The organism is Streptomyces sp. NPDC001401 (assembly GCF_042895385.1).
Lineage (GTDB): Bacteria > Actinomycetota > Actinomycetes > Streptomycetales > Streptomycetaceae > Streptomyces.
In genome coordinates this window covers 172179-195710 of sequence record NZ_JBIAWI010000017.1, presented here as the reverse complement: position 1 = coordinate 195710, position 23532 = coordinate 172179, and the positions used below count along the sequence as shown (strand labels likewise).

Sequence of the window (23532 nt, the reverse complement as noted above, 5' to 3'; positions counted from 1 at the left end):
CGCTCTAACCGGCGACGTAGCGGATTTCCGGGTGGCGCGGTGAAGCGCCCGCCAGTACGTGCGAGGTGTCGGGGCGTCCGCGCAGGTGGACGTCGAAGAAGGCCCGCACCGTGGCTCGCACGCCCGCGACCGCCGCGTCGGCGGGGATCGTGCCGACCGGCAGGGGCAGCGCTCCCCCGAGCTGCGGGGCGAGCGCCACGAGGTCGGTGAAGGAGAGATGTTCGGCGTCGACGAGCCGCAGACAGCGCCGCCAGCCGCGCAGTTTCGGCCAGAACGCGGCCCAGGACGCGTCCCGGTTCAGGCCGTCGTGGACCGCCGTGTCCATCAGCAGGAACGGCCGGTCGAGGCCGCGCTGGACCACCGGCCCGAGCAAGGTGCCGTCAAGGTCGATGCCGGCCCGCACCCGGCCGTCCAGGTTCATGACGGCTGCTGCCGCCGCCCCGCCCCGCGAGTGGCCGAAGGCCCCTGTGCGTGCGAGGTCGAGGCTGCCGCGCAGGCCGTGCGGGATGGGGCGCCGCCGAGCGTCGGGGTTGCCGCCCCGGTTCAGCACGGCCAGGCAGTCCAGCACGAAACGCAGGTCCGCGGCGCGCACCGCGACCGCAGTGCGCCTCGCGTCGTCGTCGCCGTCGGGCCAGGAGAGCACGACACGGCCGTCGGGGAACTCCACCTCTCCCGAGTCGTGGGGGTGGTCGACCGTGACCACGGTGTAGCCCCACGAGACGAGCTCCTCGACGACCAGGGTGTTGAACGTGCGGTCCTCGGCGTAACCCGGCGAGCAGAGGAGCACGGGGCGGCGGCCGCACCGGGCCGGCGCGGAGTCCGCGGTGTGCGTCTGCGGAAGTACGAAGGCGTCCAGCGCACCCCCGTAACGGGCTTTGAGTGCGCGCTCGGCGCCCTGCGGCAGCCACGGCAGCATCGTGCGGCCGTGCACGTTCGCCGCCGGGTAGGCCACCGTCACCATCAGCTCGCGCGGCTGGCCCGCCTCCGACCACGGATCGGTTCTGGACGGGTCGACCAGGTGTAACTCCACCGCACCCACCGCCGCGGGCCCGCTCGGCCCGGAGAGGTGGAGGGGAATGGAACCGGCCGTCGGTGAAGCGGGCTGCGTCCGCACGGGTGCGGCGACAGCGGCCGGAGATGCGGCGACGGCGGCCACTGCTCCGAGGCCACCGGCCAGAAGGACACGGCGAGTTGGGCGAAGGGGAGGCATTGCGCTCCTTCCACGGCCGGACACACGGCACCGTGGAAGGCGCCTTCGCCCGGCCTGCTCATCGTCAAGTCCCTTGCACTGTAGGCCACTTGCTCGCAGCGGCTGCGCGATGGTTCCCTCTTGTGCAGGCCGCCCCGTCCCGCAGGCGCGCCGGCGTGCCCACAGCCCGCCGGACACCGGCACTCGGGCCGCCCGGGGTGGGCATGGGCCGCCTCCGGGGCCCCGACCGGGCGATTCGTCCGAATGGCAGATAGATAGCTAATCGTCACGGCTTCAATGCGAGGCGTAGCGATCTCCGCGAAATACGCTGCCTTTCGCGAGCGTGTGGACACGCCGCGTCACGACGGTTGACTCGAGGAACGACGAAGGGCGTCGAGATGACAGACCCAGGCCGCTCAGTGCGGCGTCCATCCCGCTTCGTTCTGGGATCGCTCGCCGCCGCGGCCGCGCTGCTGGCGGCCGGCCTGCCGCAGTCGGCGCCTGCGGCCGCTGCGCCGGCCACCGCCGCCGCGATGCCGGCTGCCACCTCGGACGGCGGTGCCCCGAGCGACGTCACCACGCTCTCCACGGGATGGCAGACGCCCTGGGAGATCAAGTTCATGCCGGACGGACGCTCGGCGCTGGTGACCGAACGGCTCACCTTCCAGGTCTACCGCCTCGACCGCGACGGAACGAAGAAGCTGATCGGCGAGGTGCCGAACACGGTCCCCGAGCCCTACGACGACGGCCCCGGAGGACTGCTGGGGGTCGCTCCGTCACCGACCTGGAACGGCACGACGGACAAGCAGGTGTTCTTCGTGCACACCACGAGGACCCGGACTCAGGTCGTCAGGATGGACTACGACGGCCAGTCGCTCACCAACTACAAGGTGGTACTCGGCGGAATCAAGCGGGTCGGGAACCACAACGGCGGCCAGATCGCCTTCGGCCCCGACGGATACCTCTACGTCTCCACCGGCGACGCCTACCAGGCGAAGCTCGCGCAGGACAAGAAGTCGCTCAACGGAAAGATCCTCCGCATCACCAGGACCGGCGCCGCGGCCCCCGGCAACCCGTTCGGCACCCGCGTCTACAGCTACGGCCACCGCAACCCGGAGGGCCTGGCCTGGGACCGCAACGGCCGCCTGTGGGAGGCGGAGGTCGGCGACCAGACCTGGGACGAGGTCAACCTGATCAAGCCGGGCGCCAACTACGGCTTTCCCGTCTGTGAGGGCGCCTGCGACGTCCAGGGCATGACCACCCCTAGGGTCGTCTTCCACCCGGAGTGGGGCGTGCCCGCCCAGATCGCCATCGTGGACAACGTCCTCTACGTGACCTCGCTGCGCGGCAAGCGGCTGTGGCGCATCCCGATCGAAGGGGACAGCGAGTTCACCGGTCAGCCGATCGACCTCTACCCAGGCCGGTTCGGCCGCCTGCGGGCCATCGCCAAGGTGCCCGGCGCGGACGAACTCTGGGTCGGCACCAGCGATCTCGGATACGGCAAGGACAGAATCCTCCGCGTGCCCCTCAAGTGACCCTCCCCGCACACCCGGAAATCCCCCAGAGAGGACGTACCACCCATGAACGAAGCCACGGAACAGCTCAAGCCCGTCGAGCAGATCCCCTCGAAGGAGACGGAGAAGGCCACCTGGCAGGCGCCCGCCTACGAGGTCGTCGACACCGCGCTCGAGGTCACCGCCTACTCCCTCAGCTCCCGCTAGCCGACGCCATGCTGCTGCTGGTACTCGGCACCGCCGCCGGCGGCGGCATCCCCCAGTGGAACTGCGCGTGCCCCAGCTGCTCCGGGGCACGCGCCCATCCGGGCCGACGCCGCCGCCACGCATCCCTCGCCGTACGCACCGACGACGGCCGCTGGTACATCGTCAACGCGACCCCCGACATCGGCGACCAGATCGAAGCCCGGCCCGAACTCCACCCCGGGCCCGGCCCCCGGCAGACACCTATCGCCGGACTCGTCCTCACCGACGCCGAACTCGACCACACCCTGGGCATCGCACGACTCCGCGAGGCCGACCGCCTCCAGGTGATCACCACGGCCCCGGTCCGACAGGCGCTCCTGGACCGCCTGCACCTCGGCGACGTACTGGCGCCGTACACCTCCATCACCTGGCGGGAGCTGCCGCCGCGCGGTGCCGAACCGCTGGACCGCGGCACATCGGGCCTGCAGATCAGCGGCATCCCGGTGTCGGGCAAGCGCCCGCGGTACGCCGCCGACGCCCCGGACGACGACGCATGGGTCGTCGCGCTGCGCCTGTACGACCCGGCCTCCGGCGCCACCGCGCTCTACGCACCCGCCCTGGCCGCCTGGCCGGACCCCTTCCAGCAGGCCGCCGCCGAGGCCGACTGCGTCATCGTGGACGGCACCTTCTGGGACGACGAGGAGCCCCGCAGCACGGGCATCTCCGACCGCACCGCCACCGGCATGGGCCACCTGCCCATCGAGGGACCCGACGGAACCGCCGAACGCCTGGCACGCCTCTCCGCCCGGTGCCTCTACACCCACCTCAACAACACCAACCCCCTCGTCGACCCGGCGGCGCCCCAGCACAAGCGGCTCGCACGACTGGGCCTCGAGGTGGCATACGACGGGATGGTGATCGACCTATGAACACGGCAGCCGTGACGACGGCACCCGCCCCGCTCGCGGAGCCCTGGCGCCCCGCGGAGTTCGAGGCACGACTGCGCGCGGTGGGGGAGGAGCGGTACCACGACAGCCACCCCTTCAACCTCCGTATGCACAGCGGCGATCTCAGCCAGGACGAGCTGCGCCGCTGGATCCTCAACCGCTTCCACTATCAGCGGCACATCCCCGTCAAGGACGCCCTGATCACGTCCAAGCTGGACACCCCGGTGCTGCGCCGGATGTGGCTGCGCCGCATCCAGGAGCACGACGGGCAGCAGGACCGTGAGGGCGGCATCGAGCGGTGGCTGCGGCTCGGTGAGGCGGCCGGCGTGGACCGTGAGACGCTGCTCGCCGGCGATGGCGTGCTGCCGGGCGTACGGCTGGCGGTCGACGGATACGTCAACTTCTGCCGGCTGCGAACGCCCCTCGAAGCCATCGCCGCGTCGCTGACCGAACTGTCCGCCCCCGATCTGATGCGCACCCGCATCGAGGCGTTCCAGCGCCACTACCGGTGGATCGAACCCCAGGGCCTCGCCTACTTCCGCACCCGGGTCTCCCAGGGCCGGCGCGACAGCCGCGAGGCACTCGACCTGGTGCTCGACTGGGCCCGCACCCGGGACGACCAGGAACGGGCCGTGGCCGCGCTGCGTTTCAAGTGCGACGTCCTGTGGTCACTGCTCGACGCCGTGGACCAGGCGGGCCGCCGGGAGCAGGGGTGAGCACGACGTCGGTGACCGACTGGCGGCCCGTGCCGGCGCCCGCCGTCGTACTGCGGCACGACCACGCCCGGGACACGGACCTGCTGCTCCTTCCCGAACGCGTCGTCGTCCTGCAGGGCGGGGCCGGCCCGGTCGTCGGCCTCTGTGACGGCACTCGCACGGTGTGCGACATCGTCGACGAACTGGCCGAACGCTTCCCCGGCGCCCCCGTGGCCGCCGACGTGCCTCCCTTCCTCGAACGTCTGCGCAAGGAGGGCTGGCTGCGATGACCCTCACCGATCCGACGACCTCCGCCGCTCCGGCACCGGCGCCGCCCCGCCCCTGGGCACTGCTGGCCGAACTCACCCACGCCTGCCCGCTGCACTGCGGATACTGCTCCAACCCCCTGGAGCTGACGCGGCGTTCACGCGAGCTGACCGCCGGGCAGTGGACGGACGTGATGCGCCAGGCGGGCGAGTTCGGCGTGGTCCACACCCATCTCTCGGGCGGTGAGCCGCTGCTGCGCCGGGACCTGGAGCAGATCGTCGCCGCGGCCGAGGGCGCCGGGATCTACACCCAGCTGGTCACCAGCGGCGTGGGCCTGGACCGGGAGCGGCTCTCCGCGCTCACCGCCGCCGGGCTGCGCAGTGTCCAGCTGTCCGTCCAGCATGCCGACCCGCGCGCCTCCGACCGGATCGCCGGACGCCGGTCCTTCGGCGAGAAGGAACGGGCCGCCGCGCTCGTCCGGGCCGCCGGCCTCCCCCTCGGCCTCAACGTCGTCCTGCACCACGAGAACCTCGACGCCATCGACGCCGTCATCGAACTGGGCCTGTCCTGGGGCGTGGACCGCATCGAACTGGCCAACGCACAGTTCTACGGCTGGGGTCTGCTCAACCGCACCGCGCTGCTCGCCACCCGCGACCAGCTCGCCCGGGCACGGGACGCCGTCGAGCGATGGCGGGAGCGGCTCGCACCGGACGGCCCCGACCTGGTCTGGGTCGTCCCCGACTACTTCGACGGTGCGGCCAAGCCGTGCATGGGCGGGTGGGGAGCGATCTCGCTCACCGTCGCCCCGGACGGCACCGTCCTGCCCTGCCCGGCCGCCGCCTCGCTGCCGGATCTGGACCCGCCGAACATCCGCGACCGTCCGCTGGCCTGGATCTGGGACCACTCCCCGGCGTTCAGCCGCTACCGGGGCACCGACTGGATGGCCGATCCCTGCCGCAGCTGCTCCCGCCGCGACGAGGACTACGGCGGCTGCCGTTGCCAGGCCTACGCCCTCACGGGGGACGCCGCCCGCACGGACCCCGCATGCCGGCTGTCCCCCGACCACGGCCTGATCCGGACACTGGCCGACTCCGGCACGGAGCAGAGACCGGCGATCAGACGACGGGCACCGGGCCGGCCCGCAGGGCGGACGCTGTAGATTCGCCGAGGGCACTGAGGTCCGACTCGGGGCCGTGCCCGGGCGAGAGGGGATGGTGGAGATAGCCACGCAGGCCGCCGGCGCGCGACCCCGCACACCCTTGAGCAAGGAGCGGGTCCTGAGCGCCGCCGTCACCCTGGCCGACGCGGGCGGAGTCGATGCGCTGAGCATGCGCAGGATCGCGCAGTCGCTCGGTGTCGTGCCCATGGCGCTGTACAAGCACGTGGCCAACAAGAACGAACTGCTGGACGGCATGATCGACGTCCTCGTCGGCGAGATCGACCCACCGGCCGGCGACACCGACTGGAAGACCACCGTCCGCCGAAGGGTGCTGTCGGCCCGCCGCATGCTGCTGCGCCACCCCTGGGCACCCGAGGTCATCGAGTCGCGGATGAAGGCGCGGACCACGCCGACCCCCGCCGTCCTGGCGTACCTGGACTCGATGATCGGCATCTTCCGGGCCGGAGGGTTCTCGGTCGACCTGGTCCATCACGCGATGCATGTGATGGGCAGCCGGCTGCTGGGCTTCTCCCAGGAGTTGTTCGAGGACGCCTCCGGCCGGGAGCCGGATGCGGACGCGCTGCCGCCCGAGGAGATGGCCGCGCGCTACCCCCACATCACCGAACTTGCCATGGCGGTCGCCCACGACCAGGACTCCGTCGTCGGCTCCGGCTGCGACGACCAGTTCGAGTTCGAGTTCGCCCTGGACCTGACGCTGGACGGCCTCGAACGGCTCCGCGGCACGGCCTGACCCTCCGACACCTGACGCACCGACAAGGCGCGGGCAGCACCTGCGAACACACCCCTGGTCCTCCACCCTGGTTCCCTTCACCCCTTGACTGGTGTACGGCGTACACCTACCGTGCCCATTAGAGGTGTACGTCGTACACCGCCACCACGAGGTGATGGGGGAACCCGATGAAGGCGATCGTTCAGGAGCGGTTCGGTCCGCCCGACACCCTGCGACTGGCGGACATCGAGCGGCCGGAGGTCGGGGACGGCCACGTGCTGGTCCGCGTGCACGCCGCCGCGGTCAACCCCTACGACTGGCACATGCTGCGCGGCGACCCGTACGTGGCGCGGCTCATGGGAGGCGTCGGGCTGCTCCGGCCGAAGTGCCGGGTGGCCGGGCTCGACGCGGCCGGGCACGTGGAGGCGGTCGGCTCCGGCGTGGTCGGGCTCCGGCCGGGCGACGAGGTACTCGGCTTCTGCCCGGGATCCTTCGCCGAGTACGCGCGCACCACCGCCGACCTGCTGGTGCCCAAGCCTGTCGGTCTGAACTTCGAGGAGGCCGCGGCCGTGCCGCTGGGGGCGGTGACCGCGCTGCGCGGCATCCGGACCGTCGGCCGGGTGCAGGCCGGGCAGCGCGTACTGGTCAACGGGGCCGGCGGTGGCGTGGGCACGTTCGCCGTGCAGATCGCGGCGGCCCTGGACGCGGAGGTCACCGGGGTGTGCAGCACCCGCAGCGCCGACCTGGTGCGCTCACTGGGCGCCACGCACGTCGTGGACCATACCAAGGAGGACTTCACCGACGGGCGCGTGCGCTACGACGTGATTCTCGACAACGTCGGCAACCGCCCGCTGAGCCGACTGCGCCAGGTGCTCACCCCGACCGGGACCCTGGTGGCCAACGGCGGCGGCTCGCCCGGCCACCTCTTCGGAGCCGTGGGTTCCCTGCTGCGACTCGCCGCGATCGACCTGTTCGCCCGGCAGCGGCTACGGCCGATCCTCCCGGCGGTCCCGGCCGGGCCGACCCACGAGGACCTGCTCGCAGTCACCGCGCTCATCGATGCCGGCAAGCTCACCCCGGTGGTCGACCGGACCTACCCGCTGGCGGACACGGCCGAGGGCGTACGCCATGTGGAACAGGGCCACGCCCGCGGCAAGGCCGTGGTCACTGTGGCGTGAGCACGCGCGGCGGCGGTTCGAGTCGGCCGGAGGCATGAGCCCTGGCCGAGCGCTACGTTGACTCCATGTACGCGGCGCAGGTCTCACGGCACATGGAAGCCCCGCCTTCGGCGGTCTACCGGGCTCTGGTGGACGCGGACGCGATCGCCGAATGGCGCGTGCCGGACGGTATGAGCAGCCATGTGCATGAATTCGATGCGCGCGAGGGCGGGCGGTTCCGCGTCTCGCTCACCTACGACGCGCCGTCCGGCACCGGCAAGTCGGCCGCACACACCGACACCTACCACGGCCATTTCGCGAAGCTCGTACCGAACGAGCAGATCGTCGAGGTGCTCGAGTTCGAGACCGCCGATCCCGCGCTGCGGGGCACGATGACGATGACGACCACGCTCACCGCCGCGGACGGGGGCACCGACGTTCTCGTGGTGCACGAGGGCATCCCCGACGCCGTGCCTGCCGCCGACAACGAGACGGGCACGCGCATGGCCCTGGCAAACCTCGCCCGGCTCGTCGAGGCGAACGAGCATTCCGGCTGAATCATCCGGCCTGCGCCCATGTGCCTACGGCGCCGCCCGCCCCCGGAACGCCTCCGCGTCCCACGTCCCGTCCAGCCGCGGTGCCAGCCAACTCGGCGCCGCCGCACGGAAGTCGGCGGACGTCAGCGCCCCCGCTCCGGCGGGCAGGGCGCCCAGCAGCGGCGCCTCGGCCACGTCCGGCAGGTCCGTCACGTTGCAACGGGACGCGAGGTCGGGGGAGTCGGGCCAGCTGCCGATCACGATTCCGGCCAAGTCGAGCCGCCGGGAACGGAGTTCGCGTGCTGTCAGCTCCGTCGTGTTCAGGGTGCCCAGGCCGGCCGACGCCACGACCAGCACCGGCGCCTTCAGCAGCTCCGCCGCGTCCGCCAGGGTCCCGCCCGCCGGGTCGAAGCGGACGAGCAGTCCGCCCGCTCCCTCCACCAGCACCAGGTCGTGCTCGGCGGCCAGCTTGGCGGCGGCCTCGGCGACGTCCCGCGGATGCACCGGCGCCAGCCCGGCCCGCCGGGCCGCCGTCCCCGGCGCCAACGGCTCCGGATAGCGGGCGAGTTCGGTCGCCGTCACGGCACCCGCGAGACGGGCCACCTCGGCGGCGTCCCCGGGCTCGTCCGGCCGTACTCCCGTCTGCGCGGCCTTCAGTACGGCCACCGACCGGCCGGCCGCGAGGGCACAGGCGGCGACCGCGGCAGTGGTGACGGTCTTGCCGACCTCCGTGCCGGTGCCCGTGATCACCAGGATCGTCATGCTCAGCCGCCTCCCGCCGCCGGCTCCCCCGCCGCAGCGCACACCGCGCGCGCGATCCGTGCCACGTCGGCGTCCCCGGTGACGTACGGCGGCATCGTGTAGATCAGGTCGCGGAACGGCCGCAGCCACACGCCCTCGCGCACGGCCGCGTCCGTGGCGGCCTTCATGTCGACGGCGTGGTCCAGCTGGACGACCCCGATGGCGCCCAGGACGCGTACGTCCGCCACGCCCGGGATCTCAAGTGCCGGCGCCAGCCCGTCCCGCAGTCCCGCCTCGATCCGCTTGACCTCGCCGAGCCAGTCCTGGCCGAGCAGCAGCTCGATCGAGGCGCAGGCGACGGCCGCGGCGAGGGGGTTGCCCATGAACGTCGGGCCGTGGGCGAGAACCGGCACCTCGCCCTGCGAGATGCCGTCGGCCACCCTCGGCGTGCACAGGGTCGCCGCCATCGTCATGTAGCCGCCGGTCAGCGCCTTGCCCACGCACATCACGTCCGGCGTCACCGCCGCGTGATCGGCCGCGAACAGGGCGCCCGTGCGGCCAAACCCGGTCGCGATCTCGTCGAACACCAGCAGCACGTCATGCGCGTCGCACGCCTCGCGCAGCACCCGCAGATACGCGGGGGAGTGGAACCGCATCCCGCCGGCGCCCTGCACCACCGGCTCGACGATCACCGCGGCCAGTTCGTCGGCGTGCCGCTCGATCGCCGAGCGCAGCTGCTCCGCGTACGACTCCTCGTACTCGGCCGGGGGCGCGTCCACGAACACCTGGCGCGGCAGTACCCCGCTCCACAGTTCGTGCATCCCGCCCTCGGGGTCGCACACCGACATGGGCTGCCAGGTGTCGCCGTGGTAGCCGCCGCGCCAGGTCAGGAGCCGTTGTTTCCCGCTTCGGCCCAGTGAACGCCAGTACTGCAGGCACATCTTGACCGCGACCTCGACCGACACCGAACCGGAGTCGGCGAGGAAGACGTGTTCCAGGCCGTCGGGCGACATGTCGACAAGGAGTTTTGCGAGCCGGACGGCGGGCTCGTGGGTGAGCCCGCCGAACATCACGTGGCTCATCCGGCCGAGCTGCTGACGGGCGGCCTCGTTGAGCACCGGGTGGTTGTAGCCGTGGATGGCCGACCACCAGGACGACATGCCGTCCAGCAGCTCGCCCGAGCCGTCCGCCGTCCGCAGCCGCACCCCGCTCGCCGACTCGACGACCAGCGGGTCGACGCGGCCGGGCATGGGCCCGTAGGGATGCCACACATGCCGCCGGTCGAGCTCCAGCAGCTCGGAGACGGGCAGGTCAGGCATTGGGCGCGAGGTCCGTTCCGACGCCGCGGTGGCGCATGGAGACCAGGTCGGTGCGGGGCTCGGCCGTGGGCGCCGCGGCAGCCGTACCGCAGATGCCGCCGTCCTCGTGCGACCCGCACCCGCCGTCCTGGTGGGACCCGCAGCCGGCCCCGGCGTGCGAACCGCAGCCCCCGCCCGCCGTAGCCCGGTGCTCCGGCAGCGTCACCTCGCCGGCGCCCTCCACCTCGAACCCGGCGTCCGCGATCATCTCCAGGTCGGCCCTGCCGGCCTGGCCCTCGCTGGTGAGGTAGTCGCCGAGGAAGATCGAGTTGGCCAGGTTCAGCGCGAGGGGCTGCATGGTGCGCAGGTGGACCTCGCGGCCGCCGGCGATGCGCACCTCGACGTCCGGGCACACGAACCGCACCATCGCCAGGATCCGCAGGCAGCGCTGCGGGGTGAGGTGCCACTCCTTGGCGAGCGGGGTGCCCTCCATCGGGATCAGGAAGTTCACCGGCACCGAGTCCGGGTCCAGCTCGCGCAGCGAGAAGACCACGTCCACCAGGTCCTCGTCGCTCTCGCCCATGCCGGCGATCAGACCGGAGCAGGCGGACAGACCGGCCGCGTGCGCCTTGGTCACGGTGTCCACCCGGTCGGCGTACGTGTGGGTGGTCGTGATGTCCCCGTACGTCGCCTCGGACGTGTTCAGGTTGTGGTTGTAGGCGTCCGCGCCCGCCTCGCGCAGCCGCTCCGCCTGGCCGTCGGAGAGCAGACCGAGGCAGGCGCACACCTCGACGCCCTCGTTCTGCTCCTTGATCGCCTTGATGGTGCCGGCGACCCGGTCCACGTCCCGGTCGGTCGGCCCGCGCCCGGACGCCACCAGGCACACCCGCTTGGCGCCACCCGCCAGTCCGGCCGCCGCGGCCTGCGAGGCCTCGTCCGGCTTGATCCAGGTGTACTTGAGGATGTCGGCCTTGGAGCCGAGCCGCTGGGAGCAGTACGAGCAGTCCTCGGGACACAGTCCGGACTTCAAGTTGACGAGGTAGTTGAGTTTCACTCGTCGGCCGAACCAGTGCCGGCGCACCTTTCCGGCCGCGGCCACCACATCGAGCACGTCGTCGTCGGAAGTGGCGAGGACGGCCAGAGCCTCTTCACGGGTCGGCAGCTCGCGCCGAAGCCCCTTGTCCACCAGCGTGTTCAGCAGGTCCATGAGAGCCGATCCTGTCCTACGGAAGCGCTCCCGGCCAAGGAGAGATTGAACAACAGGAGCACTTCGTCGTGTGTGTATTGCCACACCATGGGGTGCGGCCCGTCCGGCTAGTGTCTGTCCACTGCCTACAAAAGCCCCGGAGGAGCCATGGCGTTCGGCTGGATCGACGAACAGGCGGAGCTGCGCCGCCGCGCCGGACTGGTACGGACCCTGCGCCCGCGCCCGGCCGACTCCCCGCTGCTGGACCTTGCGAGCAACGACTACCTGGGCCTCACCCACCACCCCGAGATCGCCGAGGGCGCTGCCGAGGCCGCGCGGACCTGGGGCGGTGGCTCGACCGGCTCGCGACTGGTCACCGGGACGACGGAACTCCACACCGAGCTGGAGCGCGAGCTGGCGGCCTTCTGCGGTTTCGAGGCGGCACTCGTCTTCTCCTCCGGCTACGCGGCCAACCTCGCGGCGGTCACCGCGCTGGCCCCGCACGGCTCTCTGATCGTCTCCGACGCGGGCAACCACGCCTCGCTCATCGACGGCTGCCGGCTGGCCCGGGGCACCACACAGGTCGTCGGGCACGCCGACCCGGAAGCGGTGCGCAAGGCGCTGCAGACACACGAGGACAGCGCGGCCACGGCGGTCGTCGTCTCCGACACGGTCTTCTCGGTCGACGGCGACGCCGCCCCGCTGGCCGAACTGGCCGCGGCCTGCCGGGAGCGCGGCGCGGGACTGCTGGTCGACGACGCCCACGGCCTCGGCGTCCTCGGCGACGGCGGCCGCGGCGCCCCGTACGCGGCGGGCCTCGCGGGCGCCGCCGACGTGGTCGCGACGGCCACGCTGTCCAAGTCGCTGGGCAGCCAGGGCGGCGCGGTGCTCGGCCCCGCCCGGGTCATCGACCACCTCGTCAACGCGGCCCGCACCTTCATCTTCGACACGGGACTCGCCCCCGCGGCGGCGGGGGCGGCCCTGGCGGCCCTGCGACTGCTGCGCCGCGAGCCGGAGCGGGCGGCACGCGCGCGTGCGGTGGCCGCCGAGCTGCACGCACGCCTGACCGCCGCGGGTCACGAGGCGGTGCGCCCGGACGCCGCGGTCGTCTCCGTGCGCGCGCCGTCCCCGGAGGGGGCCGTGCAATGGGCGGCCGACTGCCGTACGGCAGGCCTCGCCGTGGGCTGCTTCCGTCCTCCTTCCGTGCCCGACGGCATCTCACGGCTGAGGTTGACCGCCCGCGCGGACCTCTCCGAGGCACAGATCGAACGCGCTGTACGTGTGATCGGCGAGACGCGACCATGAGTCGGCGTGACACGGCCGTGTGTCGCACGATGCGGAACTGATCGGGACTGATCGGGACTAGTCAGAACTGACCAGGATCGATCGCACTGATCAGGACTTGAACGCGGCCGTGAAGTCCGTCCAGCTCCCGGGGGAGAGGAGCAGGGCGGGCCCGGCCGGGTCCTTGGAGTCGCGCACGGCGAGCAGCCCGGCCCAGGGGCCGGAGCGCGGCCGTGCCGTCTCGACGCAGTTGTTCGCACCCGTGCTGTAGCTGCTGCGCAGCCACCGCACGGCGTGCAGATCGGTACTGGAAGGTACGTTCCGAGGCAGTGCAGACATGGTGCCTCCTTACGCGCCGTCACTTATTGCGGCGATGTAATCCAACGAGTCCTCGGGCGAAAGGGCGTGGATCTGAAGGGTGTTGAAGGCCTCGGTATAGGCCCGGAGGTCTTCTTTCCGCTCGAGGTAGAGGCTACTCGTCAAGTGGTCGAGAACAACAACATCCAGATCAGAAGTGCTCGAAAATGAGAAGATTACGAAAGGCCCGGTGACGCCGACATGCGCCCCGGCAGCGAACGGCAGTACCTGAAGCCGCACTTGGGGCAGGCGTGCCGCATCGAGGAGCCGGTCGAGCTGCTGCGCCATGACGTCGGGGCCGCCGATCTCCCGGCGCAGCACCGCCTCGTCCAGTACCGCGCTCAGCTCCAGGGGCGGATCCGAACGCAGCACGTCCTGCCTGGCCAGGCGCACCTCGACCAGGGCGTCCAGTCGCTCGTCGTCCAGTCCGCCGACCGCTGCCCGGGTCACCGCACGTGCGTATGCGGGCGTCTGCAAAAGGCCGGGCACGACGGACGTCTCCAGCGTGCTCATCGCGCTCGCCTGGGACTCCAGACTGATGAAATCGCGGTAGGTCGGCGGCAGTACCCCACGATAGGCGTGCCACCAGTGGTGCCGACCGCCTCCCTCGTCGGAGCCTGCCAACACCAGCAGCAACTCCCGGAGTTGGGCGTCGGCCACGGCGTAGACGTCCAGGAGTAACCGCACATCGGCCGGTTTCACCCCGCTGGCGCCCGTTTCGATGCGGCTCACCTTCGACTGGTGCCAGCCCACGAGCCGGGCCGCCTCACCACTCGTGAGCCCCGCGCTCGTGCGCAACGCACGCAGTTCGGCGCCCAGCTTCCGACGGCGCACCGCGGGACCGTGTTGCATGCGCTTCTCCTTACTCCATCCGGGCCACCCAAATACGGTCTCCCGTCGCAGAGTTCACCGCTTTGAGGGACAGATATATGCATATCTTGGTGGATCGCCACCTGTGACGTCGCGGTAATGGCAGTCTGGCGACGGACCACCAGTCCGGGACCGTACTCGAACCATCCGCTCCGTGTCGGACTCCGGTCCCGTGGGAAAGGGACGACCGCGCCATGGCAGACCATTTGGAAGCATCCGTCACTCTGCCGAGCGAACCCGCCTCGGTCTCCACGGCCCGCGGCTTCGTCGTCACCACGCTGGCCGAGTGGGGGCTGCCGGCGGACACGGAAGCCGCCGAGACCATCCGCCTCATCGTCTCCGAACTCGCCACCAACGCCGTACAGCACACGTTCGGTCAGTCACCCACCTTCACGGTGGACATCGAACTCCACCGTGACGAACAGCTCCGCCTCGGCGTCACCGACAGCCACCCCCGCTTCCCGAAGCGGCTGCCCGCCGCCGTCCAGCAGGACAACGGCCGTGGCATGGTGATCATCCGCTGGCTGGCCGCCGAATGCGGCGGCCGACTGCATGTCCGCCCCACCCGCGAGGGCGGCAAGACGGTCTCCATCGAACTGCCGTGGACGGTGCCGGCCCAGCCCGTGACGGCAGCGGGACAGCAGGAGCCGTAGCCGCTGGACGCCCTGCCGGAACGGATGCGGGGGCGCCATGCTGACAGAAGCCGGCCGGTGAGTTCCGCGAGGGGGAGCAGAGAGGTGCTCCAGGGCGACGAACGCCGGGAGGGGGGACCGGCGGCGCCGGTTCGCTGGTGTGGGGGATGCGTCGTGGATCGTCTGCAGCGCCGTCGTGGCTGGTCGCGCAGTTCCCCGCGCCTCTTCAGGGGCGCTGCCGGACCGCTGCGTCGTGTCGTACGCCTACGTGCTGTACCTGGGGGGTGAGGACGGCTGAGGGGGCTGTGTCAGGCCCCACGGGGGCGACGGTCTGTCAGGACTCCGTCGCCCCCGCGGGAGAGTCAGCTGACCCGGCCGTACCAGACGCTAGAGGTCCAGATCTTCTGCAGCTTTACGACGTCCCCGGTCTTCGGGGCGTGCCAGATCTTCCCCTTCCCGGCGTAGATGCCCACGTGGTAGACGTTGGAGCCCGAGTGGAAGAACACAAGGTCTCCGGCCTTCCGGCTCTTCGCGGAGATGTGGTGGGTCTTGTTGTACTGCTGGGCCGCGGTACGGGGCAGCTTCTTGCCCGCCTTCTTGAACGAGTACAGCGTGAGCCCTGAGCAGTCGAACCGGCGCGGCCCCGTGGCGCCCCACTTGTACGGGGAACCTTTTTTGGAAGCCGCGATCTCGAGTGCCTTCGTCGCCAAGGGGGCCGCCGAGGCGTCGGAAGCGACACCCGGGACCACGATGGAGCCGCCCACTGCGGCGATGGTGAGAGCCGAAGCCGTACCGGCCCGGACCATCAGCGACGGGACACGATTGAGCGCAGTCATGCGCAACCCTTCGTCAGCCGCCTGTGAAGGATGACCTGTCGGATTCGGGCTGGCGAAGTTGCCCGGCCGCTGCTGCGGCTTCACCCCAAGGGCTGCTCGACCCGGCGCTTCCATTGCGGAGCTGACCGTTCCGGCGACCCGTCTTGCTTGGGTCCTCCACTCCTGCCGATCCACTCCTGTCGACCGGTCATCCGGGCGGCGGCAGGACTCGGCGTCCGCCCGGATCGCCCCGCCGCTGTGGCGGGGGCTTGTCGTCAGACAGGGATCTTCACCCATACAAGTCCGAAAATCCCAATGGAACCGGGGGTTTGTGTCGTTACTCACCACTCACCCGTTCGGGTGGACACCCCTGCGTTCGAGGGGGCGTTGAGGCCCCCGAGGAGCCTCGGACCAGCACCGGAGCACTTCATTCCGCCCTCGGGGCAGGCGTCTTGTGCAACCCCGACGGTCGCGAAAAAGGAGCCGCGCCTACGCCAAAAGGGGGTACACCATTTGGTCCGTTTGAGCTCCGGTCCGGACGCTCCGCCGCCGGGGCGGGAGGTCCGGACCGGTCGCGCGGGCGTCAACTGTCGGACTGCGGCGGCACCGTGACCCGGGCGGTGCGCCGCTCCCCGTCCAACACCCGCAGGGCCCGCCCCAGCGTGGGTGCGTGCAGCTCGGTCTCGCCCCGCTGGTGCATCAGAGCCAGGGCGTCGCGCAGCTGGGCCGCCTTGCTCACCAGCGCCTGCGCGGCGCGCAGCCCGCCATAGGTGTCTCCGTGGTGGGCCGGGTTGATGCGGCCGAGCAGGTCGACCACATCGAGGTAACGGTCGATCAACTCGCCCTCGGCGCGCGTGAGGGCGGGCAGCGGCGGAAGTTCGGGGGGAAGCACCGGCCGTTCACCGCCCGGTGGGCGGGGCGAGGGTGGTCTTGCGGCTGGGGATGATCCGGTCCACCAGCCCGTATTCCACCGCTTCTTGGGCATCCAGGATCTTGTCCCGTTCGATGTCCGCGCTCACTTGCTCGGGGCTGCGTCCCGTGTGCCGGACGAGCATCTCCTCCAGCCGGGCCCGCATCCGGCCCAACTCCTCGGCCTGGATGGCCAGATCGCTGGTCTGCCCCTCGATGGGCTCGGCCAGGAGCGGCTGATGGATCACCATCCGCGCGCCCGGCAGCGCGAACCGCTTGCCCGGCGTGCCCGCCCCCAGCAGCACCGCGGCGGACGAACCGGCCTGCCCCAGGCAGATCGTCTCCACGTCGCAGCCGACGTACTGCATCGTGTCGTAGATCGCCGACATGGCGGTGAACGAGCCGCCGGGGGAGTTGATGTAGAGCGAGATGTCCCGGTCCGGGTCCTGGTACTCGAGGTGCATGAACTGGGCCATCACATCGTTCGCCGAGGTGTCGTCGACCTGCGTCCCGAGAAAGACGATCCGCTCCTCCAGGAGCTTGGAGTACGGATCCATCGTCTTGGTGCCGAAGCTGGTGCGTTCGGTGAACTCGGGCAGGACGTAACGGGCGGACGGTCGGGTCATCGGTACCCCTCCTTCTGCGTCTGTAGAAAATGTACAGGACGTACATGACGTAATGTGGGGGCATGGCCTACGAGATTCCGGTGACGCAAGCCAGGGCTGAGCTCGCCGACCTGATCAACCGGGTGGTGTACGGCGGTGAGCGCGTCGTCGTGACACGGCACGGAAAGCCCCTCGTCGCCCTGGTCTCCGCCGCTGACCTGGAACGGCTGGAGGAGCTCACGGAGCCCGCAGAGGAGCAGGTGATCAGCTCGGTCTCCAACGTCCGCGAGGTGGCGTCCGCTCCCCGCGAACAACAGCGCTTCGGCATCGCGGCGCACCATCGGGGGACCGGCGCCTCGTAGAAAAACGCAAAGACCGTGCACCCCCGTCCGCTACAGCGGGGGTGCACGGTCGGTTCGGCGCGACCGCACAGTCAGCCGACGGGGGCGAGCTCCCGTTCGGCGCGGGCTCGGTGGCCTTCGCCCGCGCTTTGAGTGCATGGCCGAGCAGTACGGCGCCCAGGCCCGACGCGGCCCACCGGGCGAGCGTCAGTGCGGGCCCGGTCGCCGCCGCGCCGTCCAAGAACGACACCGAGCGGAGCAGGGTCGTACCCGCGCCCGGCGGCAGCCACTGGCCGATGGTGCCGACCGGCTCTGGCAGCATCTGCGGCGCCGAGGACGCGCCGGAGAAGGGGTTGCCGAACAGCATCACCACACCGGCGACGATCCCGATGCCGGCCTGACCGGCCAGTGCGGCGATTCCGGCGACCGCGCCGCTCACGGCCAGGGCGAGCGGCAGCACACTGGCGGTCAGGGCCGCGCCGCGAGGGCGCTTCCTCGGTGCGGCCACGACGTCGACCGTCCTGACCTGCGTGCCGTCGGCGGATCCCTGCCGGGCCACCGCCTGCTGCAGCATCTGTGCCACGACGGGGCTTGCGGCCGACGCGGTCAGCAGCTCGGGGCCCTGGGGGGTGACGACGACCGCGCCGTATACGGTCCGGTCCTCGATGGCGTCGCGAGCGGCGGTTTCCTCGGCGTAGCGGTGGATCTTGAACGCGCCCTCGTGCTGTGTCAGTTGCTTCTCCACCTGGACGGTCGCCGCGGCAGGCCCGGCCACGCCGAGCGGCAGGTCGCGCGATGCGGTGCGGGCGGCGGGCCACGCGAAGGCCCACAGCGTCAGGGCGGCGAGGACGGGGGCGAGGACGACGGCGGCGATCAGGCGGCGGGTCTGTGTCCGACCGAGGCCCGCGTATCGCTACCCGTATCGCTACCTCAGTGGCAAGGAAGAGCTCATCTCCGCGATCGTCGTCGAGGTGCTCGGCCAGGTCCACGAGGGCGGGATCCGTGACCGTGGACGGGCGGCCCGCGTTCCCGAGGCTGGTCGTCCAGGTGTGGACGGAGACGCTCCGCAATGACGAGCTCGCGGCCCAGCTGCGCGAGGGCTACGGTGCCGTGCAGGATGCGTGGACACGGATCGCCGAGGCGTACCAGGACGCCGGGATGATGCGGTCGGACGTGTCCCCGGACGACGTGGCCCGCACGATGACGGCCGCCTCGATGGGCTTCCTCGCCCAGCAGGCCCTGTCCGGGCCGGCGTCGGGCGAGGTCCTGCGGGACGGTCTACGGGCGTTGATGAGCGCGCAGGATCACAGCTCGGTTAACTTGCTTGAAACTCGGTCCAACTAGCCTGCCGATCCACGCCACCAGGGACTTTTCCCGGCGGCTGAGGCAACCGGACCCCGCACGGTCCGGAGCGAGGACTGTGAGGTGGGACGTGCAACTGACCCCGCACGAGCAAGAGAGGCTGCTCATCCACGTGGCGGCCGACGTCGCCGAGAAGCGCCGGGCCCGCGGGCTCAAGCTCAACCACCCCGAGGCCGTCGCCCTCATCACGTCGCACATCCTCGAAGGCGCCCGTGACGGCCGCACCGTCGCCGAGCTCATGGCCTCCGGGCGCAAGCTGCTCACCCGGGACGACGTCATGGAGGGCATCCCCGAGATGATCCACGACGTCCAGGTCGAGGCGACCTTCCCCGACGGCACCAAGCTCGTCACCGTCCACGACCCGATCGTCTGAGGAGGCCTCGATGATTCCCGGCGAGATCCTGTTCGCGGACGAGCCCGTCGTGTACAACGAGGGCCGCGAGGTCACCCGGCTGACCGTCCTCAACGCCGCCGACCGGCCCGTCCAGGTCGGCTCCCACTACCACTTCGCCGAGGCCAACCCCGGTCTGGACTTCGACCGCGCCGCCGCGCGCGGCAAGCGGCTCAACATCGCCGCCGGTACGGCCGTGCGCTTCGAGCCCGGGATCCCCGTCGACGTAGAACTCGTCCCGCTCGCCGGCGCCCGCGTGGTGCCCGGGCTGCGCGGGGAGACCGGAGGTGCCCTCGATGCCTGAGATCTCGCGTGCCGCGTACGCCGACCTGTTCGGCCCCACCACCGGCGACCGCATACGGCTCGCCGACACCGACCTGATCGTCGAGATCGAGGAGGATCGTTCCGGCGGGCCCTCACTCGCCGGTGACGAGGCCGTGTTCGGCGGTGGCAAGGTCATCCGGGAGTCCATGGGCCAGTCGCGTGCTACGCGCGCAGAGGGCACCCCGGACACCGTCATCACGGGTGCGGTGATCATCGATCACTGGGGGATCGTCAAGGCCGATGTCGGCATCCGCGACGGACGGATCACCGGGATCGGCAAGGCCGGCAATCCGGACACGATGGACGGGGTCCATCCCGACCTGGTCATCGGCCCCGAGACCGAGGTCATCGCGGGCAACGGGCGGATCCTGACCGCCGGTGCCATCGACGCGCACGTCCACTTCATCTGTCCGCAGATCGCCGACGAGGCGCTGTCCGCGGGCATCACCACGCTGGTCGGCGGTGGCACAGGGCCGGCCGAGGGCTCCAAGGCGACCACCGTCACGCCCGGTCCGTGGCATCTCGCGCGGATGCTGGAGGCGATGGAGCAGTACCCGCTCAACATCGGCTTCCTCGGCAAGGGCAACACCGTCTCGCACGAGGCGATGCTGTCGCAGATCCGCGGCGGGGCGCTGGGGCTCAAGCTGCACGAGGACTGGGGGTCGACCCCGGCCGTCATCGACGCCTCGCTGACCGTGGCGGATCAGACGGGTATCCAGGTCGCCATTCACACCGACACCTTGAACGAGGCCGGGTTCGTGGGCGACACGCTCGCCGCGATCGCGGGGCGCGGCATTCACGCCTACCACACCGAGGGCGCCGGCGGTGGGCATGCGCCGGACATCATGAGCGTCGTCTCCGAGCCGCATGTGCTGCCGAGCTCGACCAACCCGACGCGGCCGTACACCGTCAACACCGCCGAGGAACACCTCGACATGCTGATGGTGTGCCACCACCTCAATCCGGCGGTGCCGGAGGACCTGGCGTTCGCCGAGTCGCGGATCCGGCCGTCCACCATCGGGGCGGAGGACATCCTGCACGACCTGGGCGCCATCTCGATCATCTCGTCGGACGCCCAGGCCATGGGACGCGTCGGCGAGGTCATCATGCGGACCTGGCAGACGGCGCATGTGATGAAGCGGCGGCGGGGTGCGCTGCCGGGTGACGGGCGCGCTGACAACCGGCGGGTGCGGCGGTACGTGGCCAAGTACACGATCAATCCGGCGCTCGCGCAGGGTCTTGCGCGGGAGGTCGGGTCGGTGGAGAGCGGCAAGCTCGCCGATCTCGTGCTGTGGGAGCCCGCGTTCTTCGGGGTCAAGCCGCACCTCGTCGTCAAGGGCGGGCAGATCGCGTATGCGCAGATGGGCGACGCCAACGCGTCGATCCCGACGCCGCAGCCGATCCTGCCGCGGCCGATGTACGGAGCGATCGGGCGCGCGCCCGCCTCGAACTCCTTCAACTTCGTGGCGCCGCTCGCCATCGAGGACGGGCTGCCGGAGCGGCTCTCGCTCGGGAAGCGGTTCGTCGCGATCGAGTCGACGCGTGGGGTGACCAAGGCCGACATGCGGGAGAACGACGCGCGGCCTCGGGTACAGATCGATCCCGACAGTTTCGCCGTGCACATCGACGGGGAGCTCGTCGAGGCGACGCCCGCCGCCGAACTGCCCATGGCCCAGCGGTACTTCCTCTTCTGATGGCGTGGTCGTGATGTCGAGAGCAGCACTTCTCGTTCTCGCCGACGGACGCTTTCCCGCCGGAGGGCACGCGCACTCCGGCGGGGCCGAGGCGGCCGTGAAGGCCGGGCGGATCAGTGGGGCCGCGAGCCTGGAGGCCTTCTGCCGGGGGCGGTTGCACACGGCGGGGCTGGTCTCGGCCTCGCTGGCTGCCGCTGCCGTACTCGGTGTGGATCCTGTGGTGTTGGATGCGGCGGCGGATGCCCGTACGCCGTCGCCCGCACTGCGGGTCGCCGGGCGGAAACTCGGACGGCAGTTGATGCGGGCCGCTCGGGCGACCTGGCCCTCGGGTGAACTCGACGCCCTGGCACGGGAGTTTCCCAAGGGGGCGCATCAGCCGGTGGTGCTGGGGCTCGCCGCTCGGGCGGCGGGTTTGGAGGCCGTGGATGCGGCGTACTGCGCGGCGTACGAGAGTGTGAGTGGGCCTGCGAGTGCGACCGTGCGGTTGCTGAGTCTTGATCCGTTCGATGCGACGGGGGTGCTGGCTCGGCTGGCGCCCGAGGTGGATCGCGTGGCGGATCGGGCGGTGGAGGCGGCGCGGCGGGTTGTCGACGAGGGGGTCGATGCGTTGCCTGCGGCTTCTGCGCCGCTGCTGGAGATTTCCGCGGAGGTGCATGCCGCCTGGGCTGTGCGGCTGTTCGCCTCGTAACGGTCTCGCCCCCGCCGCCCCTTCCCATGCCCGACCCTGGGGGCTTTGCCCCCGGGACCCCCTTTTCGGCCTGAACGGCCTCGTCCTCAAACGCCGGACGGGCTGAGAGTGCCTGACCGGCGCTGAGATGGCACCGCAGAAAGACAGGCAGAAAGACAGTAGGAGCCGCCATATGCACCTCGACCACTCCCACGACGGCCCCGCCGCCGTCAGCGCCGACGCTCGCCGCCCCGACGGCTCGCGGCGTGCCCTGCGGATCGGGCTCGGCGGGCCCGTCGGTTCCGGCAAGACCGCCACCGTTGCCGCCCTCTGCCGGGCCCTGCGCGACGAGCTCTCCCTCGCTGTCGTCACCAATGACATCTACACCCGCGAGGATGCCGAATTCCTGCTCCGCGAAGCTGTGTTGCCGCCCGAGCGGATCACTGCCGTGGAGACGGGGGCCTGTCCGCACACCGCGATCCGGGACGACATCTCCGCCAACCTGGAGGCGGTGGAGGATCTGGAGGACGAGGTCGGGCCGCTGGATCTGATCCTGGTCGAGTCCGGTGGGGACAATCTCACCGCGACCTTCTCCAAGGGGCTCGTCGACGCCCAGATATTTGTCATTGATGTTGCGGGTGGCGATGACATTCCCCGGAAGGGCGGGCCGGGGGTGACCACGGCGGACCTGCTCGTCGTCAACAAGACCGACCTCGCGCCGTACGTCGGGTCCGACCTCGGGCGGATGGCGGCCGACGCCAAGGCGCAGCGGGCCGAACTGCCTGTCGTATTCCAGTCGCTCAGGAGTGAGGCCGGGGTGAAGGACGTCGCCGGCTGGGTGCGGGCGCAGCTCGCCGCGTGGACGGCGTGATCGTGAGCGGGGTGCGGGCCACCGCTCGGATCGTCGCCCGGGACGACGGCAGGGGTGGTACGTCCCTGCCCGTGCTCCAGGGGGACGGACCGCTCGCGCTGCGGCGGACGCGGGGCCGTGGCGCCGAGGCGCGGGTCATGCTGGTCGGGGCCATGAGCGGGCCGCTCGGCGGGGACGAGTTTGCCGTCGAGGCGGCGGTGGGCAGCGGGGCACGGCTGCGGGTCGGGTCGGCCGCTGCCACCATCGCGCTGCCCGGGCAGGCCAAGGGGGAGGCACGCTACGACGTACGGCTCGACGTCGCCGACGGGGGCGAACTGGAGTGGCTGCCCGAGCAGTTGATCTCCGCGCACGGAAGTGACCTGTACGTCAGGACCCGAGTCGAGCTCGGCGGTGCCGCCCGGCTCGTGCTGCGCGAGGAGCAGGTACTCGGGCGGGCCGGGGAGGAACCCGGGAGGCTGACCAGCCGTCTTACGGTGTGTGTCGAGGGGCGGGCGCTCCTGGACCAGGAGCTGGCCTGCGGGCCCGGAGCGCCGGGCGGGTGGGACGGTCCGGCCGTGCTGGGCGGGCATCGGGCCGTGGGGCAACTGGTCGTCGTACGGCCCGAGTTCGGGGTGGAACCCGTGACGGCCCGGGTGGTGGGGGAGGGTGCCGTGGTCATGCCGCTCGCCGGGCCCGCCGTGCTCGTCAGCGCCGTGGCGGCCGATGCTCTGCGGCTGCGGCGGGTGCTGGACGAGGCGCTTGCCGCCGTCACCTGAGTCTCCGCTGAGCGGGACAGGGTTCACCGTTTATCGGATTGGTAAAGAAG

General features: G+C 71.2%; 27 protein-coding genes, 2 pseudogenes and 1 riboswitch. Of the genes and pseudogenes, 19 read left to right on the top strand and 10 right to left on the bottom strand.

What is annotated here, in order from left to right:
• Nucleotides 1-4: 4 nt before the first annotated feature.
• Nucleotides 5-1030 carry an alpha/beta hydrolase family protein gene (locus ACFY10_RS41230; protein ID WP_390670442.1) on the bottom strand — a complete coding sequence of 342 codons (1026 nt, stop codon included), beginning with the start codon at nucleotides 1028-1030 and terminating at the stop codon, nucleotides 5-7.
• A 557-nt stretch (nucleotides 1031-1587) separates the two neighbouring features.
• On the opposite strand from ACFY10_RS41230, the gene ACFY10_RS41225 reads away from it, so the two are divergent.
• The 9 genes from ACFY10_RS41225 (at nucleotide 1588) to ACFY10_RS41185 (ending at nucleotide 8401) form a co-directional block, all read left to right on the top strand.
• On the top strand, nucleotides 1588-2724 hold the full coding sequence (locus ACFY10_RS41225) for a PQQ-dependent sugar dehydrogenase (RefSeq protein ID WP_390670441.1): 1137 nt from the start codon (nucleotides 1588-1590) through the stop codon (nucleotides 2722-2724).
• 45 nt (nucleotides 2725-2769) lie between these two features.
• Nucleotides 2770-2910 (top strand): pyrroloquinoline quinone precursor peptide PqqA, encoded by a 141-nt coding sequence (gene pqqA / locus ACFY10_RS41220; RefSeq protein ID WP_390670440.1) that lies wholly within the window; start codon nucleotides 2770-2772, stop codon nucleotides 2908-2910.
• 8 nt (nucleotides 2911-2918) lie between these two features.
• Complete coding sequence (gene pqqB, locus ACFY10_RS41215; protein WP_390670439.1) at nucleotides 2919-3818, top strand: pyrroloquinoline quinone biosynthesis protein PqqB; 900 nt, start codon at nucleotides 2919-2921, stop codon at nucleotides 3816-3818.
• Nucleotides 3815-4552, top strand: a complete 738-nt coding sequence (gene pqqC, locus ACFY10_RS41210) for a pyrroloquinoline-quinone synthase PqqC (RefSeq protein ID WP_390670437.1) — start codon at nucleotides 3815-3817, stop codon at nucleotides 4550-4552. Before pqqB ends, pqqC begins: the two co-directional genes overlap by 4 nt.
• Nucleotides 4549-4821, top strand: coding sequence for a pyrroloquinoline quinone biosynthesis peptide chaperone PqqD (pqqD, locus tag ACFY10_RS41205; RefSeq protein WP_390670436.1), 273 nt, complete (start codon nucleotides 4549-4551; stop codon nucleotides 4819-4821). The genes pqqC and pqqD overlap by 4 nt, the downstream gene beginning before the upstream one ends.
• Nucleotides 4818-5957, top strand: a complete 1140-nt coding sequence (gene pqqE / locus ACFY10_RS41200) for a pyrroloquinoline quinone biosynthesis protein PqqE (RefSeq protein ID WP_390670435.1) — start codon at nucleotides 4818-4820, stop codon at nucleotides 5955-5957. The genes pqqD and pqqE overlap by 4 nt, the downstream gene beginning before the upstream one ends.
• Nucleotides 5958-6009: 52 nt before the next feature.
• Entirely contained in the window at nucleotides 6010-6708 is a 699-nt protein-coding gene (locus ACFY10_RS41195) for a TetR/AcrR family transcriptional regulator C-terminal domain-containing protein (protein ID WP_390670498.1), read from the top strand.
• A 167-nt stretch (nucleotides 6709-6875) separates the two neighbouring features.
• Entirely contained in the window at nucleotides 6876-7865 is a 990-nt protein-coding gene (locus ACFY10_RS41190; protein WP_390670434.1) for an NAD(P)-dependent alcohol dehydrogenase, read from the top strand.
• 65 nt (nucleotides 7866-7930) lie between these two features.
• Nucleotides 7931-8401: an SRPBCC domain-containing protein gene (locus ACFY10_RS41185; RefSeq protein WP_390670433.1), complete on the top strand. Its 471-nt coding sequence runs from the start codon at nucleotides 7931-7933 to the stop codon at nucleotides 8399-8401.
• A 24-nt stretch (nucleotides 8402-8425) separates the two neighbouring features.
• Here the strand turns inward: ACFY10_RS41185 and bioD are convergent, their stop codons facing one another.
• The 3 genes from bioD to bioB are packed head-to-tail and all read right to left on the bottom strand — an operon-like array spanning nucleotide 8426 to nucleotide 11626.
• Nucleotides 8426-9142 carry a dethiobiotin synthase gene (gene bioD / locus ACFY10_RS41180; RefSeq protein WP_390670432.1) on the bottom strand — a complete coding sequence of 239 codons (717 nt, stop codon included), beginning with the start codon at nucleotides 9140-9142 and terminating at the stop codon, nucleotides 8426-8428.
• A 2-nt stretch (nucleotides 9143-9144) separates the two neighbouring features.
• On the bottom strand, nucleotides 9145-10440 hold the full coding sequence (locus ACFY10_RS41175; protein WP_390670431.1) for an adenosylmethionine--8-amino-7-oxononanoate transaminase: 1296 nt from the start codon (nucleotides 10438-10440) through the stop codon (nucleotides 9145-9147).
• Nucleotides 10433-11626 carry a biotin synthase BioB gene (gene bioB / locus ACFY10_RS41170; RefSeq protein ID WP_390670430.1) on the bottom strand — a complete coding sequence of 398 codons (1194 nt, stop codon included), beginning with the start codon at nucleotides 11624-11626 and terminating at the stop codon, nucleotides 10433-10435. The genes ACFY10_RS41175 and bioB overlap by 8 nt, the downstream gene beginning before the upstream one ends.
• A gap of 147 nt (nucleotides 11627-11773) precedes the next feature.
• Here bioB and ACFY10_RS41165 point away from each other — a divergent pair, with 147 nt between their 5' ends.
• Complete coding sequence (locus ACFY10_RS41165; RefSeq protein ID WP_390670429.1) at nucleotides 11774-12910, top strand: 8-amino-7-oxononanoate synthase; 1137 nt, start codon at nucleotides 11774-11776, stop codon at nucleotides 12908-12910.
• A 90-nt stretch (nucleotides 12911-13000) separates the two neighbouring features.
• Here the strand turns inward: ACFY10_RS41165 and ACFY10_RS41160 are convergent, their stop codons facing one another.
• Both ACFY10_RS41160 and ACFY10_RS41155 read right to left on the bottom strand, forming a co-directional pair.
• Nucleotides 13001-13228, bottom strand: coding sequence for a DUF397 domain-containing protein (locus ACFY10_RS41160; RefSeq protein ID WP_390670428.1), 228 nt, complete (start codon nucleotides 13226-13228; stop codon nucleotides 13001-13003).
• A 9-nt stretch (nucleotides 13229-13237) separates the two neighbouring features.
• A complete protein-coding gene (locus ACFY10_RS41155) occupies nucleotides 13238-14098 on the bottom strand; it encodes a helix-turn-helix domain-containing protein (RefSeq protein ID WP_390670427.1) in 861 nt (286 codons plus the stop codon).
• 212 nt (nucleotides 14099-14310) lie between these two features.
• Here ACFY10_RS41155 and ACFY10_RS41150 point away from each other — a divergent pair, with 212 nt between their 5' ends.
• Nucleotides 14311-14769 carry an ATP-binding protein gene (locus ACFY10_RS41150; RefSeq protein ID WP_390670426.1) on the top strand — a complete coding sequence of 153 codons (459 nt, stop codon included), beginning with the start codon at nucleotides 14311-14313 and terminating at the stop codon, nucleotides 14767-14769.
• Nucleotides 14770-15110: 341 nt separating this feature from the next.
• Here the strand turns inward: ACFY10_RS41150 and ACFY10_RS41145 are convergent, their stop codons facing one another.
• The 3 genes from ACFY10_RS41145 to ACFY10_RS41135 form a co-directional block, all read right to left on the bottom strand.
• Nucleotides 15111-15584 (bottom strand): C40 family peptidase, encoded by a 474-nt coding sequence (locus tag ACFY10_RS41145; RefSeq protein ID WP_390670425.1) that lies wholly within the window; start codon nucleotides 15582-15584, stop codon nucleotides 15111-15113.
• A 3-nt stretch (nucleotides 15585-15587) separates the two neighbouring features.
• Nucleotides 15588-15808, bottom strand: a riboswitch (cyclic di-AMP (ydaO/yuaA leader).
• A gap of 338 nt (nucleotides 15809-16146) precedes the next feature.
• Complete coding sequence (locus ACFY10_RS41140; RefSeq protein WP_390670424.1) at nucleotides 16147-16455, bottom strand: hypothetical protein; 309 nt, start codon at nucleotides 16453-16455, stop codon at nucleotides 16147-16149.
• Between the two features lie 7 nt (nucleotides 16456-16462).
• Nucleotides 16463-17098, bottom strand: a complete 636-nt coding sequence (locus ACFY10_RS41135) for an ATP-dependent Clp protease proteolytic subunit (protein ID WP_390670423.1) — start codon at nucleotides 17096-17098, stop codon at nucleotides 16463-16465.
• A gap of 62 nt (nucleotides 17099-17160) precedes the next feature.
• Between ACFY10_RS41135 and ACFY10_RS41130 the strand changes: the two genes are divergently transcribed.
• On the top strand, nucleotides 17161-17439 hold the full coding sequence (locus tag ACFY10_RS41130; RefSeq protein ID WP_390670422.1) for a type II toxin-antitoxin system Phd/YefM family antitoxin: 279 nt from the start codon (nucleotides 17161-17163) through the stop codon (nucleotides 17437-17439).
• 94 nt (nucleotides 17440-17533) lie between these two features.
• Here ACFY10_RS41130 and ACFY10_RS41125 read toward each other — a convergent pair.
• A pseudogene (locus tag ACFY10_RS41125) lies at nucleotides 17534-18295 on the bottom strand (ABC transporter permease); the annotation flags it as partial.
• A 43-nt stretch (nucleotides 18296-18338) separates the two neighbouring features.
• Between ACFY10_RS41125 and ACFY10_RS41120 the strand changes: the two are divergent.
• The 7 genes and pseudogenes from ACFY10_RS41120 to ACFY10_RS41090 all read left to right on the top strand — a co-directional run.
• Nucleotides 18339-18762 (top strand): annotated as a pseudogene (locus tag ACFY10_RS41120) (TetR family transcriptional regulator C-terminal domain-containing protein); the annotation flags it as partial.
• An 88-nt stretch (nucleotides 18763-18850) separates the two neighbouring features.
• Nucleotides 18851-19153, top strand: coding sequence for an urease subunit gamma (locus ACFY10_RS41115; protein WP_010355509.1), 303 nt, complete (start codon nucleotides 18851-18853; stop codon nucleotides 19151-19153).
• Between the two features lie 10 nt (nucleotides 19154-19163).
• On the top strand, nucleotides 19164-19475 hold the full coding sequence (locus ACFY10_RS41110) for an urease subunit beta (RefSeq protein ID WP_115914097.1): 312 nt from the start codon (nucleotides 19164-19166) through the stop codon (nucleotides 19473-19475).
• Entirely contained in the window at nucleotides 19468-21189 is a 1722-nt protein-coding gene (locus tag ACFY10_RS41105; protein WP_390670421.1) for an urease subunit alpha, read from the top strand. The genes ACFY10_RS41110 and ACFY10_RS41105 overlap by 8 nt, the downstream gene beginning before the upstream one ends.
• A 13-nt stretch (nucleotides 21190-21202) precedes the next feature.
• Complete coding sequence (locus ACFY10_RS41100; protein ID WP_390670420.1) at nucleotides 21203-21877, top strand: urease accessory protein UreF; 675 nt, start codon at nucleotides 21203-21205, stop codon at nucleotides 21875-21877.
• Nucleotides 21878-22049: 172 nt separating this feature from the next.
• Nucleotides 22050-22727: an urease accessory protein UreG gene (gene ureG / locus ACFY10_RS41095; RefSeq protein WP_390670419.1), complete on the top strand. Its 678-nt coding sequence runs from the start codon at nucleotides 22050-22052 to the stop codon at nucleotides 22725-22727.
• On the top strand, nucleotides 22715-23482 hold the full coding sequence (locus ACFY10_RS41090) for an urease accessory protein UreD (protein ID WP_390670418.1): 768 nt from the start codon (nucleotides 22715-22717) through the stop codon (nucleotides 23480-23482). Before ureG ends, ACFY10_RS41090 begins: the two co-directional genes overlap by 13 nt.
• Nucleotides 23483-23532: the final 50 nt, after the last annotated feature.

Coding starts and splice junctions, on each gene's coding strand:
- bioB (WP_390670430.1), bottom strand. CDS start 11,626: ATGGACCTGCTGAACACGCTGGTGGACAAGGGGCTTCGGCGCGAGCTG.
- ACFY10_RS41100 (WP_390670420.1), top strand. CDS start 21,203: ATGTCGAGAGCAGCACTTCTCGTTCTCGCCGACGGACGCTTTCCCGCC.
- ureG (WP_390670419.1), top strand. CDS start 22,050: ATGCACCTCGACCACTCCCACGACGGCCCCGCCGCCGTCAGCGCCGAC.
- pqqC (WP_390670437.1), top strand. CDS start 3,815: ATGAACACGGCAGCCGTGACGACGGCACCCGCCCCGCTCGCGGAGCCC.
- pqqB (WP_390670439.1), top strand. CDS start 2,919: ATGCTGCTGCTGGTACTCGGCACCGCCGCCGGCGGCGGCATCCCCCAG.
- ACFY10_RS41190 (WP_390670434.1), top strand. CDS start 6,876: ATGAAGGCGATCGTTCAGGAGCGGTTCGGTCCGCCCGACACCCTGCGA.
- ACFY10_RS41160 (WP_390670428.1), bottom strand. CDS start 13,228: ATGTCTGCACTGCCTCGGAACGTACCTTCCAGTACCGATCTGCACGCC.
- ACFY10_RS41225 (WP_390670441.1), top strand. CDS start 1,588: ATGACAGACCCAGGCCGCTCAGTGCGGCGTCCATCCCGCTTCGTTCTG.
- ACFY10_RS41195 (WP_390670498.1), top strand. CDS start 6,010: ATGGTGGAGATAGCCACGCAGGCCGCCGGCGCGCGACCCCGCACACCC.
- ACFY10_RS41150 (WP_390670426.1), top strand. CDS start 14,311: ATGGCAGACCATTTGGAAGCATCCGTCACTCTGCCGAGCGAACCCGCC.
- ACFY10_RS41185 (WP_390670433.1), top strand. CDS start 7,931: ATGTACGCGGCGCAGGTCTCACGGCACATGGAAGCCCCGCCTTCGGCG.
- ACFY10_RS41130 (WP_390670422.1), top strand. CDS start 17,161: ATGGCCTACGAGATTCCGGTGACGCAAGCCAGGGCTGAGCTCGCCGAC.
- bioD (WP_390670432.1), bottom strand. CDS start 9,142: ATGACGATCCTGGTGATCACGGGCACCGGCACGGAGGTCGGCAAGACC.
- ACFY10_RS41165 (WP_390670429.1), top strand. CDS start 11,774: ATGGCGTTCGGCTGGATCGACGAACAGGCGGAGCTGCGCCGCCGCGCC.
- ACFY10_RS41145 (WP_390670425.1), bottom strand. CDS start 15,584: ATGACTGCGCTCAATCGTGTCCCGTCGCTGATGGTCCGGGCCGGTACG.
- pqqA (WP_390670440.1), top strand. CDS start 2,770: ATGAACGAAGCCACGGAACAGCTCAAGCCCGTCGAGCAGATCCCCTCG.
- ACFY10_RS41105 (WP_390670421.1), top strand. CDS start 19,468: ATGCCTGAGATCTCGCGTGCCGCGTACGCCGACCTGTTCGGCCCCACC.
- ACFY10_RS41155 (WP_390670427.1), bottom strand. CDS start 14,098: ATGCAACACGGTCCCGCGGTGCGCCGTCGGAAGCTGGGCGCCGAACTG.
- ACFY10_RS41110 (WP_115914097.1), top strand. CDS start 19,164: ATGATTCCCGGCGAGATCCTGTTCGCGGACGAGCCCGTCGTGTACAAC.
- ACFY10_RS41175 (WP_390670431.1), bottom strand. CDS start 10,440: ATGCCTGACCTGCCCGTCTCCGAGCTGCTGGAGCTCGACCGGCGGCAT.
- pqqE (WP_390670435.1), top strand. CDS start 4,818: ATGACCCTCACCGATCCGACGACCTCCGCCGCTCCGGCACCGGCGCCG.
- ACFY10_RS41135 (WP_390670423.1), bottom strand. CDS start 17,098: ATGACCCGACCGTCCGCCCGTTACGTCCTGCCCGAGTTCACCGAACGC.